Raw genomic sequence first — 13,142 nt, forward strand, 5'->3', positions numbered from 1 at the left:
AGTATGACTGTACTGACTCTTATTTGTTCATCAACTCTTCGATTTCTTCAATTTCAATCGGGATGTTCCGCATCAAATTGAAGGGCTCCCCCTTTTCTTGGATGACCACATCGTCTTCCAAACGGATGCCCATCCCCTCCGCAGGGATATAGATGCCTGGTTCCACAGTGAAGACCATATTGGCCTTCATAGGGGTCTTCAATGCACCGTAGTCGTGGGTATCCAAACCGATATGGTGGCTGGTGCCGTGCATGAAATACTTTTTGTAGGCTGGCCAATCGGGGTTCTCGTTCTGAACATCGGCCTTGTCCAAAAGCCCCAGTCCGATCAATTCTGAAGTCATGATTTTTCCGACCTCTTTGTGATATTCGGCCCAAAGGGTACCTGGAACCAACATTTTGGTGGCCTCGTTCTTTACCCGAAGTACGGCACTGTACACTTGTTTTTGTCGGTCGGTAAATCTTCCGTTAGTAGGAATGGTACGGGTAAGATCACTGGAGTAATTGGCATATTCGGCAGCCAGATCCATCAAGATCATATCACCATCCTTTACCTGTTGGTTGTTCTCCACATAATGGAGTACATTGGCATTGGCCCCAGATGCAATGATGGGCGTATAGGCAAATCCCTTTGATCTATTGCGGACAAACTCATGCAAGAACTCGGCCTCTATTTCATACTCCCAAACCCCGGGTTTTACAAACTCCAGAATTCTTCGAAACCCCTTTTCGGTAATATCACAGGCGATCTGCATCAAAGCAATTTCCTCAGGTTCCTTCACCCCGCGAATCTGTTGCAAAATAGGGTTGCTCTTGGCCCATTGGTGGGCCGGATATTCCTTTTTGCATTTTTCAATGAAGCGATCCTCACGTGTCTGGGTTTCCACGGCTTGGCGATAATGCTCATTGGTGTTGAAGTAGATGGTATCCGCCTCGGTCATCAAATCAAAAAAAATCTTGTCAAAATCGGTCAGCCAATAAATGGTCTCGATGCCCGAAACGGCTGTGGCCTGCTCCTTGGTGAGTTTGGCACCTTCCCACACGGCAATGTGATCGTTTGTTTCCCTTACAAAGAGGATTTCCCTTTTCTTTTTGTCCATGGCATCGGGGAAGAGCAACAGAATGGTTTCTTCCTGATCGGCGCCACTCAGATAAAAAATATCCCGGGCCTGTTGAAAGGGCATGGTGCTGTCCGCACTAATGGGGTAAATATCGTTGGAATTGAATACGGCAATACTTTTCGGCTTCATTTGGGCCATGAATTTCTTGCGGTTGTTGATGAACAGATTGCTATCTATGGGGAAGTATTTCATATGCTTGTTTTGATTTCTTCAAATGTAGGTAATTGTGATACCGAAGACAAATGATTACCTTCCCTATCAAAACAAAACCATGCAGCTTTCCCTAAATATACCCGCCCTTTTGTTCCCTGCCATTTCCCTGACCATGTTGGCCTATAATGCCCGTTATTTGGCCATTGCGGCCTTGATCCGCCAATTGCACAAACAATTCGAGGAAACTTCGGCCCAGCCTTTGAGACAACAGATCAACTATCTGAGAAAACGCTTGGGAATCATCAAGAACATGCAAGCCTCGGCCATTATCAGTTTTTTATTGGCGGCAGTGACCATGTTCTTAGTCTACGTGGAAATGACGGTATGGGCCAATGCCATTTTTGGGGTAAGTCTGGTCTTCTTGGTCATTTCCTTGATCCTTTCGTTCTTGGAGGTGCAATTGTCTACCAAGGCCTTGGGTATTCAATTGAAAAATATGGAGAAATGATGCTTTGGGAGTTCTACGGATAGACTTCTTGATTTGTGGGAATAGTTTTTCATCAAGCCTTACGTAAATTCTGAAACACCTTGCTTACCTTTGTTCTTCATCAATCAGAAATAGCCATGTGCCAATTTTTTAACGGTATTCGCCAAAACTCCTCCCACCAGACTTTTTTCGTTCATACCTTTATTTGTGCCATCATCGCTTAACATTATCCCATTATGCAGAAGGTAAAAGAATTGGACTTTTTCAGGAACATACGCCAGGTACGCGAATTCCAATTTGGTGTTTTCTATTTTTTTGATGGATTGGTCATCTCCGAAATCAATGAAGGCGAGACTTTTGGTTGGCCCATGGCCAAAAAAGTCATTAATACGGCTTATGAGGTTTTGGGAAGGGAGAAGCCCATCGCCTATATTTCCAACCGCATCCATAATTACTCCGTGGTGCCAACGGATTGGTTGAAATTTTATAAGCATCGGCATCAATTGGAATTCTATTCGGTGGTCAGTTACAATCAAGGAGGGCTGGCTAGTCTGGTGCTGGAAAAAATGTTCTTTCAAAAAAACATCCGACAGTTCTCCGATCTGGAAAGTGCCATCAAATGGAGTCTGGCACAAGTAAGCGAGAAGCAATCGAACCTATCTTCCCAAATGGAATAAAGCATCTCCCTGATTGACCACCGCTTGATGGTTGACACACAGAACATGTCCTTCAAAAGCCGCTTTTACCTTTTTGTTCTTCTTTGCATAGGTGTCCGCCACCAATCCTAAAATTTGGCCTTTTTCCACTTTTTGCCCATTGTTCACCTGGGGGATGAACATGCCTGCCCTTGGCGCCCTTACCCATCTCGTTTGATCCAAATGGATTGATGGTGTGGATGTTGTGCCCGTTCCTTTAGGCAACATGCCCAAATGGGTCAGAACATTTTGAATTCCTTTGACACCGGTAGCTATGGCATTTTCATCGAACCGCATGCTTTCACCGGCCTCGTAGACCATGGTTGGAACCCCCATTTTGAACATTGCTTTCCTGAACGACCCGGTAATCAATCTGGAAGCAAAATAGAAGGGTGCCCCAAAAACTTCAGCGAGTTCTTTGCTCTTTAAATCGTCCGTAGTATATCTGACCTGTGGGTGGTTGTGCCTTTGGCTACCACCTGTGTGCAAATCGATTCCATAATCTACCTGCGGCAATATCTGTTCCGTATAGGTATGGGCGATCCTACTTGCCAGAGATCCATTTCTTGAACCTGGAAAACTTCGGTTTACATCCTTGCCATCGGGCACATCCCGTGAAAAATGGATGAACCCAAAAATGTTCAGTATCGGTACTACGACCACGGCACCTTTTTTTACAGTAAAGAAATCGTCCTGCAACAACCTTCGCAAGGTTTCTACACCATTGATCTCATCTCCATGCAAGCCAGCTTGGACCAGCACGGTAGGTCCGGGTTTTTTTCCGTTGAACACATGCACAGGAATATCGATCAGGGTTCCAGTGGGCAGGCGCGCGATGTTCAACTGCACCAATTTCCGTTCTCCCGGGACAATGGTTTCGCCACTTATGGTGATGGTCTTATTTTCGATTTCTCCTTCCATGCTTTTCCACAAATTGAATGATGTGCCGTGCCACGTTCACCTTGGTGATGGCCTCGATGCCCTTCAGCCCTGGGGATGCATTCACCTCTATCAACAAAGGACCATTATTGGACCGGATCAAATCCACGCCGGCCACCCCCAGACCCAAATGTTTGGTGGCGTGTATGGCAATATACTTTTCCCTTGGGGTCAATTGCACCATATGGGTTTCGGCCCCGCGGTGCACATTAGATCTAAAATCGTCCAGACCGCTGGTGCGCTTCATACTGGCCACTATTTTGTTCCCCACAACAATGACCCGAAGATCCTGCCCTTTGGCCTCTTCAATATATTGTTGCAGCAGGATGCTGGTGTTCATATTGTATAGGGTATCGATAATGGACTTGGCCGATTTTTTGCTCTCTGCCAACATCACTCCTTTCCCTTGGGTACCTTCCTGTAGTTTAATGATGACCGGAGGGCCTCCCAAAAGTTCTATTTGGTGCTCCACATTGTCCGGATTGATGGAGAATACGGTTTCAGGAATTGGAATCCCTTTTTTGGACAAGAGCTGCAGCGTGGTTACCTTGTTCCTTGCCTTCAGGATTCCCAAGGATTTGGCGCTGGTGAAAACATCGTTGATCTCGAATTGTTTCACGATGGCCGCTCCATGCCTAGTAACCGTGGTGCCTATCCTGGGTATGATGGCGTCGAATTCTTCCGTGATATTTTCGGATCCAAAAAAAATCTGCGGTTTGTCAGCTCCCAACTTTACGGAACATTTGGTGTGGTCGATGGACTCTACATAATGGCCTGCCTTGTCGGCTTCCTCCATAATTCGTTTGGTGGAATATACGTGAGGGCTCACAGAAAGAATTGCAATGTCCATTTTGGTTCATCAAGATTTTGCCTGTTCAAATTCGGATAAATCTTTGGAATATTGTCAAGTTTTCAAAATTTCTTTTAAATCAGTTAGGCTCCGGCATAAGTTTGGGCATTAGGATCACCACTTCTGTGCCCAAAGGTTTTCCGGTTTTTTTGTCCACAAGATCGTGGATGGCAAAATTAAAATCCCCTTGATATTTTTTGGAAAAGAAATCCAATCGGTCCTTGATGATGGAGAGCCCCAACGATTGGCCCTTCAGTGGGTTTTGATTGTTCTTGGCCCGAGAAGCCTGTCTGCCAATACCATTGTCCGCTATGGTGATCGTAAGGTTTTCCGATGGTTCCTTTCCTTCTACTTTTATGGAAAGCTTCTTTTTGCCATTGCGGGTGGAAAGTCCATGCCAAATGGAATTTTCAACGAACGGTTGCAACAAAAGGGAAGGCACCAAGATAATATGGGCGGGGATGTCCTTATCCATCTCCAGGATATACTCCATTCCGTTTTTAAAGCGATCACTCTCGATTTCCACGTACATTTTGATGATGTTGAGTTCTTCTTCCAACGTGATGAGGTCCTTTCGGGAACTTTCCAAAATTCCGCGGATCAATTTAGAAAACCTGCCTAGGTAGTAGATTGCTTTTTCTTGGTTGTTCTCAATAAAATAAGACTTGATGGAGTTAAGTGCATTAAAAATAAAGTGGGGGTTCATTTGGCTGCGAAGCGCATCCAACCGGAGCTGGGCAAATTTGTTTTCCATTTTCATGGTCAATTTTTCGGTCCGCTCCTTTTGGGCCTCGGAACTTAGTCCTTCTATCTCGGCCTTGGTCTGTAAAAGTTCATCCGATAAAGTCCTTACGATGCTCTCCTTGATCACCTGGTTTTCCTCCAATTGATCGATATACTTTTTTTGAACATACGCCTTTTCCCTGTAGACCATTTTTTGTTCCAACCCTATGGCAAGGGCAAACAACAGACTCTCGATCAAAACCCCCAAATAGAAAATGTAGAGTGTCTCTGAATTGGCCCTTGTCTTTTCAAAGGAAAACAATGTGATAATGAGGTATGAGACAAAAAGCGCCGACATACCGGACAAAATATACCATTTGATCATGCGGTTCTGTCTTGACACCCAATAGAACCCCAAAACAAATACGATCAGGCTCATGGGCAAAAAGAAAAACCCATGAAAATAATCGATCAAATACGACCTTGGATTATTCAATTGAACAGCCCATAAAAACAAATATATGGGGGTGATTCCCAAATAGGACCGATATGTCCATTTCACAAACTTGGGATGCGCCTTTTTGAGCTGCATGATATCCAAAATGAAAAAACTGAACAGCATGGAGGCGAACAGTTGGGTGGGATAATGAACCCATCCCACAAAAATTCTGCCTGCATGGGTATGGAAAAAATCAGAAAAAAAGACCCCGTCAATATACTTGAGCAGGGTAATCCCGTTCATAAGTGCGTAGAGGCTGTAAAAGAGATAAAACCGTTTTTTATGTTGAAAGAACTGTATCAGGAAAAAAACAAAAAGATAAAACAGGACAGAGACCACAAAAAAGCCAAACCCGTTTTGATTGCTTTCTTTAAGGAAATCTGTTATACCTTTCAACATAGTGGTTATTGGCTCATTCGATTTAAAAAGGCATCCTTTTTGGTTCTGGAAACCGGTATTTTTCTTTGATTGGACAGTACAAGGTAGCCTTCGGTACGCAAATATTCGTTCACCTTTCGCAAATGAACAATATAAGAGTTATGGATCCTAAAAAAAATTCGCCCAGGTAATAGGTCCTCCAGTTCCTTTAATTTTTTGGACACCAACAACTGTTCCCCCGATTCCAGAAAAACCTTGGAATAATTGCCATCAGATTCGCAGTACACGATTTCCTCCACTCTCAAAAACAAAATCTTACCGCTTACGGGAATCTGGACCACTTGGGGAGAACTTGCCTTGGAAAGGGCTTCAAACGTCTGTTCAAATTGAAGTTGGAAATTCTGCGATCCATTCAACTTTTTCAGCTTTTCGATCACGCCGGCTATGTCGTCTTGATCCACCGGTTTCAACAAATAATCCACGGCACTTTCCTTAATGGCCTGAATGGCGTATTGATTGTATGCTGTGGTGATGACAATGGCAAAATTGCGGTACTCCAACTTGTCCAAAAGTGAAAAGCCGCTCATTTCCGGCATTTCAATGTCCAAGAAAACACAATCCGGTTTGAGGTAATTGATTCCGGAAATGGCCTCTTTGGGAGAAGTGAACGTTTCTATGACAGAGATAAAGTCCGGGTATTTACGCAATTCCCATGACAAACTGTTTATGGCCGCCAACTCGTCATCTACAATGATTGCCCTCATAATGCTATGCTTATTTACCACAAATTAAAAATTGAACCCTGATCGCTTTCCTTCATCATGATGCTTAGTATAAAATGGTGTGTGTATCGCAACTATTCCGTATGAATGGTAAATCAGGCATTGAATTTATCCGTTCATCGATCCGCACATTAAAATTGGTTTCTGACGAAACTGATTCTACTACAAATCACAATTGCAAATCAGCACAGTATCCATACTCCTAATTTGGCCTCTTGAAACCCAAAAAAAAACAAAAACATGAAAACAAGTGTATTGTCATTTAAAATGTTATTTCCAATGGCCCTGTCCTTAATACTGATCACATCATGCTCTCCGGACGATGGGGAAGATGGTGCCACAGGACCACAAGGGGAACAAGGAATCCAGGGAATTCAAGGGGAACAAGGAGAGCAAGGGCCACAGGGCGAACAAGGAGAGCCTGGAACTGCCAACGTAATGTACTCGGACTGGGTAAACACCGAGCTGGGAAACAGCATTGCCGCCAGTTCTGCATCCTTTGATATTGATGCCCCAGAAATTGACGCCGATATGTTGAACTTCGGGACTATTTTGGTTTATGCAAGAAGGGTTGACCTTGTGGATGGCAACATTGTATACCAGCTTCCCATTGTGTTTGGGGCAGCGAGACAGCAATCCTATTACTTTGTAGCAACGGCCGGGAACATTGAAATTAATGTCCATGCCAATGAACAGGGAGAAGATGTAGGGGACGGCTCCTTTTTGGCACAATACCGATATGTGCTTATTCCCGGCGGAGTTTCCACTTCTGGAAAATCAGGTTCCAACATGGACTTTACCAAGATGACTTACGAAGAGGTTGTGGAGTATTTCAACATTCCCGAATAGACCCTTTTTCAGAAAGCTCAAGTTCCCCCAATTATCAACTTCTAAAAAAATGAAACATATGAAAAAGCTGTTTTTTATATGGACCTTAGTGGGAATCATGTTCCTGGCCTGCTCACCGGATGATGGAGAAGATGGGGCAATTGGCCCACAGGGCGTTCAAGGGGAACAGGGGCAAACAGGTCCTCAGGGAGAACAAGGGGAAACAGGAGAAACCGGCACCGCCAACGTCATTTATTCCGATTGGATCCCTTCCGGTTTTGAATCTCCCATTGCAGACACCCATGCCTCTTTTCCAATTCAAAATGTAGAGGAATTGACGGATGAGATCAAGGCAAACGGATACATCTCAGTATATGGCAGGTATACCACCGCATATACCATTATTGAGCCCTTGCCCAAATCCATTTTCGGCCTACGGATGCAACATTATGATTTCCAGATTAACGATCTTAACCAAAACATCAATATATGGATCACTTCCATTGATGGATCTGACATAGAGATTCCCATTTATGACGATTACCGGTATATCATCATCCCGGGTGGCACCCCATCTACAAGTGGTAAATCTGCAATGGATTATTCCAAAATGAGTTACGAAGAACTGGTATCTCTTTTCCATATTCCAGAGTAAAACCATAATCCCAACTTCTTGTTGGGATTTTATTCTTATCATTATGAAACATCTATTATACTTCATATTGGCTTTGCTGCCATTTCTTGGAATATCCCAGGAGAAAGCCACTACCATTAAAGTAAGCGCTAGGGCCATCCATATAGATTCCTCTCCTTCCTACAAGGCCATTGTATCATTGAGCACTGCTTTTTCCAGCTATGCTGCCGACGGAATGGGTCTTGAAGAATTGCAATCCCACTATAAAAAAGCCCTGGAATCCAGTGGAATATCGTGGAGCGAACTCAAGGAAACCCCATACGAATTTGGTTTTGAGACCATGGGGTACGATAAGGAAGGTGCTGTATATGAGTATACCACCACTTCCACTGAAAAAATGCGTGCCTTTCTGGGAATCAAATCCCTCGGCCTTCAACGGTTGAATGCCATTGCCATTCTGGAAATCGATTCCAAAGAATCAAAAAAACTATACGACGATGCACTGAACGATGCCCGAACAAAGGCTGCTGCTATCGCCCAAACCTTAGGCAGGGAACTGGGTGAGGTAATGGTTGTGGAGGACAACCAATATGTGGGCAAACAGGTGGAGACATCCATTTTCTATGACCGCCCAGTTGGGGAGTACATTTACTCCCTGCTTGTGACCTTTTCAACCCAATAACACCTGTATGCTGCTCTGTTCAAATTCAATTTCCATGAAATCTATCATGTCTGGCCTTTTTATGGGCACTGCACTGGTATTGCTGCTTTCGTGTTCCAAAGATTCTGGGGACGAACCAACAAAAAAGGCATATTTCCCCAAAACTATTTCCTTGGCCTACGGTTCTGGTGAAACAGTTCTATACCAGTTGTCATACAATTCAAAAAATCAACTGGTCCAGATGAATATAGAGAGAAACTCTTTGGATGAAACCACCCAACTTATTTCCTATTTCAACTATACTGAAACCGGGTTGTTGACAAGTGTAATGTCTGAAAATGGTCAGGGTAGCTCGCAATACAACTTTACCTTTGGATATGATTCCGAAGGTACCATTACCGATATTGGTTTGAGCGCCGATAATTCGGATTACAATTTATCTGCCACCTATTCAGGACCTGAGGACAACCGTTACCTTGTTGAGGGCGATTTGGCAAACCTACCAACCGAATGGAGTTTCGACCCCGATGGGCAACTCATAAAAATTGCCATTGCAGAAAATAACTATACCCTTCAGTTTTCTGAGGGCGACGAAGGTGTTTTCCACTATCTGAAACCACAGAATGCCCTAGTGATTTGGCATGGACTCATGTTTTATCTGTCCCCTTTTGAACTGTTCTTTTTTAGTCAGCACGACATCGCTCTGATACAGACGGAAGATGCTAGCTATCTCTTCCAAAACAAAATTTGGGATGGCAATGGAAATCTGGTCTCGTTCCAAGTAAAGCCCAATGTTCCCTTCGGGCCGACCATCAACTATGTTGTGGCGTATGAAACCAAGAACCTATAAAAACACCATGAAAAAATATTCGATTTTAGGCATTTGTATGTTTATCATACTGGCTTGCAGTAATGACGATGATACAAAACCCGTTGATTTCCATTATGCATCAGAAAATTTTGAGGCAGCTTTTCGTTCACAGGGAACCATTCCTCAACCGTCAATCCAATGGCCAAAAGAAGAGGGAACTTTTTCATTAAAAGAGCCTATAGAGGGATTGACCATTGACGAAAACACTGGCACCATATCCATAGAAAGAAGCTTACAAGTGGGCGAGCATGAGGTTACGGTCATTGCCCAAAGCGGTTCCCAAAGCTGGGAAACCAGTTTTTTGTTGACCAGCGTGTTGAAATACACTTTCTGGGTCGGTGGAAGAAACAACAATCCCGATTCAGAAGAAGTGGAATATAATTCCATACTCCAACTTTATGAGGATGGAACCTTGGACATTGAACTAATAGACGAAGTGGGGTCGGAAGGTGTAGGGGTATGGTCCATCGATGGTAATGTCATTCAAATGTGGTTGTGTACCTATTGCAGTGACATGGATCCCCAAGATATTCCCCAAACCGATGAACATTCCTATTTTGAAGGTACTTTGGACAACGATATGCTCACTGCAAAAATAAGTGGCAAATGGTTTGTGGTCCGTTTTGATCCCGATTCCACGACCCTACGTGGCAATTTTGTCTTCGAATGGGATTAATCCAATCTTATCTCCCCTAAAAAACTCCATAAGGAGCTTTTTTTGTTTTAAGAAGTATATCAAATACTCAGCTTTTTCTTATAACGTTTCTAAATAAGAGGTTTCAAACGTTTTATTACTTGTTAAAAACTCGATCGTACCGTAAATTTGTTGAAAAACTAACTTCTAATGAGTTTGATAAAATCTTCGTTGGCCCGAAAATATGTAATGGCACTTTCGGGTCTTTTTTTGGTCATCTTTTTGCTGTTGCATGTGACCATCAATTTAGCTTCGGTGCTCTCCCCCGATTTTTTTAACGAAGCCTCCCATTTTATGGGCTACAACCCGTTGATCCAGTTTCTGATGCAACCCATTTTGATCATTGGGGTGATCGTGCATTTTGTGATGGGCTTCGTTCTCGAAATCCAGAACAAAAAAGCGAGGGGTATCGGTTACGTAAAATACAATGGAAGCGCCAATGCCCCATGGGTATCCCGAAACATGATCTATTCCGGATTGGTGGTACTTGCTTTCTTGGCCTTGCACTTCTATGATTTTTGGGTACATGAAATGGCCTACAAATACGTGGAAGCAAATCCAGAGGATCCAACCCGTTACTACCATGAGACCGTGGAGAAATTCGCCCCTATCTGGAGAACGGTACTGTACGTGATTGCCTTCGTACTATTGGGTCTTCACCTATGGCACGGATTTGCGTCTTCGTTCCAATCCATGGGGGTCAACAACAAATACACTCCCAACATTAAAAGATGCGCCAAAACTTTTGCGGTGGTGGTTCCCCTATTGTTTGCCTTTATCGCGATATATCATCACCTTAACCCAATAACACATTAATTATGGGCATATTGGATTCTAAAATTCCATCAGGGCCATTGGCCGATAAATGGACCAAGCATAAAAACGATATCAATCTTGTTAACCCTGCCAACAAAAGGAACATCGACATTATCGTTGTCGGAACTGGGCTTGCCGGTGGTGCAGCTGCTGCAACATTGGCCGAGTTGGGTTACAACGTTAAAACCTTCTGTTATCAAGATTCTCCACGTAGGGCACACTCCATTGCCGCCCAAGGAGGTATCAATGCAGCCAAGAATTATCAAGGGGATGGTGACAGTAACTATCGCCTTTTCTACGATACCATCAAAGGAGGGGACTACCGTTCCCGCGAGGCCAATGTATACCGTTTGGCCGAAGTATCCGGAAACATCATAGACCAATGCGTGGCACAAGGCGTTCCCTTTGCCCGTGAATATGGCGGTATGTTGGACAACCGCTCCTTTGGAGGGGTATTGGTGTCCCGTACTTTCTACGCGAAAGGACAGACCGGACAGCAATTGTTATTGGGTGCCTATGCCGCCATGAACCGTCAGATCAACCGTGGTAAGATCCAATCCTTCACCCGTCATGAAATGATGGATTTGGTTTTGGTTGATGGCAAAGCGCGTGGTATCATTGCCCGTGACTTGGTATCTGGAAAAATTGAAAGACACAGTGCCCACGCCGTGGTTTTGGCCACTGGAGGATACGGTAACGTGTTCTTCCTTTCCACCAACGCCATGGGAAGTAATGTGATGGCCGCTTGGAGGGCCCACCGAAAAGGTGCCTTCTTTGCCAATCCATGTTTTACCCAGATCCACCCAACCTGTATTCCAGTTTCCGGGGACCATCAATCCAAATTAACCTTGATGTCCGAATCGCTCCGTAACGACGGACGTATTTGGGTTCCCAAGAAAATGGAAGATGCCGTGGCCATCCGTGAAGGTAAATTGAAACCTACGCAGATTGCCGAGGAAGACCGTGACTACTATTTGGAAAGGAGATATCCCGCATTTGGTAACCTAGTGCCCCGTGATGTGGCCTCAAGGGCAGCCAAAGAGCGATGCGATGCCGGATACGGTGTAAACAAGACCGGAGAGGCCGTGTATTTGGATTTTGCTTCCGCCATCAAACGATATGGAAAAGAAAAGGCCATGACCTCGGGTATCAAAGATCCGGATGAGGCTACCATCATCAAATTGGGCGAGGAAGTTATCGAAGCCAAATACGGTAACCTTTTCCAGATGTATGAAAAAATCGTGGACGAGAATCCATATAAGACCCCAATGAAAATCTATCCTGCGGTACACTATACCATGGGCGGACTTTGGGTGGATTATAACCTTCAGACCACCATCCCCGGTTGTTACTGTGCCGGTGAGGCCAACTTTAGCGATCACGGAGCCAACCGTTTGGGTGCCTCTGCCTTGATGCAGGGTCTAGCAGACGGATATTTTGTGTTGCCTTATACCATCGGGGATTATTTGTCCAAGGACATTAGAACTGGTAAAATCCCGACTGATTCTCCAGCCTTTGATGAAGCTGAAAAACAGGTTCGCAATCGCATGGAAAAATTGATGTCCGGTTCAGGTATCCATTCCGTGGATTACTACCACAAAAAGCTGGGCAAGATCATGTGGAACAAATGTGGTATGGCCCGTAATGCCCAAGGATTGGAAGAAGCCATCAAAGAGATTGCCGAACTGAGAAAGGATTTCTGGGAAAACGTAAAAGTGACCGGTACAATCGAATCCAAAAACCAAGAATTGGAAAAAGCCGGAAGGGTTGCCGATTTCTTGGAGTTGGGTGAATTGTTCGCCAAGGATGCCTTACAAAGGAACGAATCCTGTGGAGGTCACTTCCGTGAGGAATACCAAACCGAAGAAGGTGAAGCCCTACGCGATGACGAGAACTTTAAATTTGTGGCCGCTTGGGAATACGTGGGCGAGCCTAAGGATGCCAAATTGCACAAAGAGGATTTGGTATACGAAAACATTGAACTTAAAACAAGGAGTTATAAATAGTTGAAA

14 protein-coding genes are annotated in these 13,142 nt (G+C 44.3%); 9 read left to right on the forward strand and 5 right to left on the reverse strand.

The features are described from left to right. Positions 1–19: 19 nt before the first annotated feature. The gene (locus tag D2V05_RS09295; RefSeq protein WP_119647320.1) at positions 20–1,312 is read right to left on the reverse strand and encodes an aminopeptidase P family protein; all 1,293 of its coding nucleotides are present in this window, start codon (positions 1,310–1,312) and stop codon (positions 20–22) included. A 79-nt stretch (positions 1,313–1,391) separates the two neighbouring features. On the opposite strand from D2V05_RS09295, the gene D2V05_RS09300 reads away from it, so the two are divergent. After that, the gene (locus tag D2V05_RS09300) at positions 1,392–1,781 is read left to right on the forward strand and encodes a DUF2721 domain-containing protein (RefSeq protein WP_119647460.1); all 390 of its coding nucleotides are present in this window, start codon (positions 1,392–1,394) and stop codon (positions 1,779–1,781) included. 215 nt (positions 1,782–1,996) lie between these two features. Beyond that, on the forward strand, positions 1,997–2,437 hold the full coding sequence (locus D2V05_RS09305) for a hypothetical protein (RefSeq protein ID WP_119647321.1): 441 nt from the start codon (positions 1,997–1,999) through the stop codon (positions 2,435–2,437). Here D2V05_RS09305 and D2V05_RS09310 read toward each other — a convergent pair. The 4 genes from D2V05_RS09310 to D2V05_RS09325 all read right to left on the reverse strand — a co-directional run bounded on the left by D2V05_RS09310 (position 2,417) and on the right by D2V05_RS09325 (position 6,608). Further along, positions 2,417–3,376 carry a succinylglutamate desuccinylase/aspartoacylase family protein gene (locus D2V05_RS09310; RefSeq protein WP_119647322.1) on the reverse strand — a complete coding sequence of 320 codons (960 nt, stop codon included), beginning with the start codon at positions 3,374–3,376 and terminating at the stop codon, positions 2,417–2,419. The genes D2V05_RS09305 and D2V05_RS09310 overlap by 21 nt on opposite strands. Next, positions 3,354–4,244, reverse strand: a complete 891-nt coding sequence (locus D2V05_RS09315; protein ID WP_119647323.1) for a RimK family alpha-L-glutamate ligase — start codon at positions 4,242–4,244, stop codon at positions 3,354–3,356. Before D2V05_RS09315 ends, D2V05_RS09310 begins: the two co-directional genes overlap by 23 nt. 79 nt (positions 4,245–4,323) lie before the next feature. Continuing rightward, positions 4,324–5,865: a histidine kinase gene (locus D2V05_RS09320; RefSeq protein WP_119647324.1), complete on the reverse strand. Its 1,542-nt coding sequence runs from the start codon at positions 5,863–5,865 to the stop codon at positions 4,324–4,326. 5 nt (positions 5,866–5,870) lie between these two features. Next, entirely contained in the window at positions 5,871–6,608 is a 738-nt protein-coding gene (locus tag D2V05_RS09325) for a LytR/AlgR family response regulator transcription factor (protein ID WP_235855424.1), read from the reverse strand. Positions 6,609–6,866: 258 nt separating this feature from the next. Here D2V05_RS09325 and D2V05_RS09330 point away from each other — a divergent pair, with 258 nt between their 5' ends. The 7 genes from D2V05_RS09330 (at position 6,867) to D2V05_RS09360 (ending at position 13,136) form a co-directional block, all read left to right on the forward strand. Then, positions 6,867–7,475 (forward strand): collagen-like protein, encoded by a 609-nt coding sequence (locus D2V05_RS09330; protein WP_119647325.1) that lies wholly within the window; start codon positions 6,867–6,869, stop codon positions 7,473–7,475. Positions 7,476–7,533: 58 nt separating this feature from the next. After that, positions 7,534–8,109, forward strand: coding sequence for a collagen-like protein (locus D2V05_RS09335; RefSeq protein WP_147378260.1), 576 nt, complete (start codon positions 7,534–7,536; stop codon positions 8,107–8,109). A 43-nt stretch (positions 8,110–8,152) separates the two neighbouring features. Continuing rightward, the gene (locus tag D2V05_RS09340; protein WP_119647327.1) at positions 8,153–8,770 is read left to right on the forward strand and encodes an SIMPL domain-containing protein; all 618 of its coding nucleotides are present in this window, start codon (positions 8,153–8,155) and stop codon (positions 8,768–8,770) included. A gap of 34 nt (positions 8,771–8,804) precedes the next feature. Then, the gene (locus tag D2V05_RS09345) at positions 8,805–9,599 is read left to right on the forward strand and encodes a hypothetical protein (protein WP_147378261.1); all 795 of its coding nucleotides are present in this window, start codon (positions 8,805–8,807) and stop codon (positions 9,597–9,599) included. A 7-nt stretch (positions 9,600–9,606) separates the two neighbouring features. Next, positions 9,607–10,296, forward strand: a complete 690-nt coding sequence (locus tag D2V05_RS09350) for a hypothetical protein (protein WP_147378262.1) — start codon at positions 9,607–9,609, stop codon at positions 10,294–10,296. A gap of 168 nt (positions 10,297–10,464) precedes the next feature. Further along, on the forward strand, positions 10,465–11,130 hold the full coding sequence (locus D2V05_RS09355; RefSeq protein ID WP_119647330.1) for a succinate dehydrogenase cytochrome b subunit: 666 nt from the start codon (positions 10,465–10,467) through the stop codon (positions 11,128–11,130). Between the two features lie 2 nt (positions 11,131–11,132). Further along, positions 11,133–13,136: a fumarate reductase/succinate dehydrogenase flavoprotein subunit gene (locus D2V05_RS09360; RefSeq protein WP_119647331.1), complete on the forward strand. Its 2,004-nt coding sequence runs from the start codon at positions 11,133–11,135 to the stop codon at positions 13,134–13,136. The last annotated feature ends 6 nt before the right edge of the window (positions 13,137–13,142 follow it).

It is taken from the genome of Flagellimonas pelagia, from assembly GCF_003584135.1.
Lineage (GTDB): Bacteria > Bacteroidota > Bacteroidia > Flavobacteriales > Flavobacteriaceae > Flagellimonas > Flagellimonas pelagia.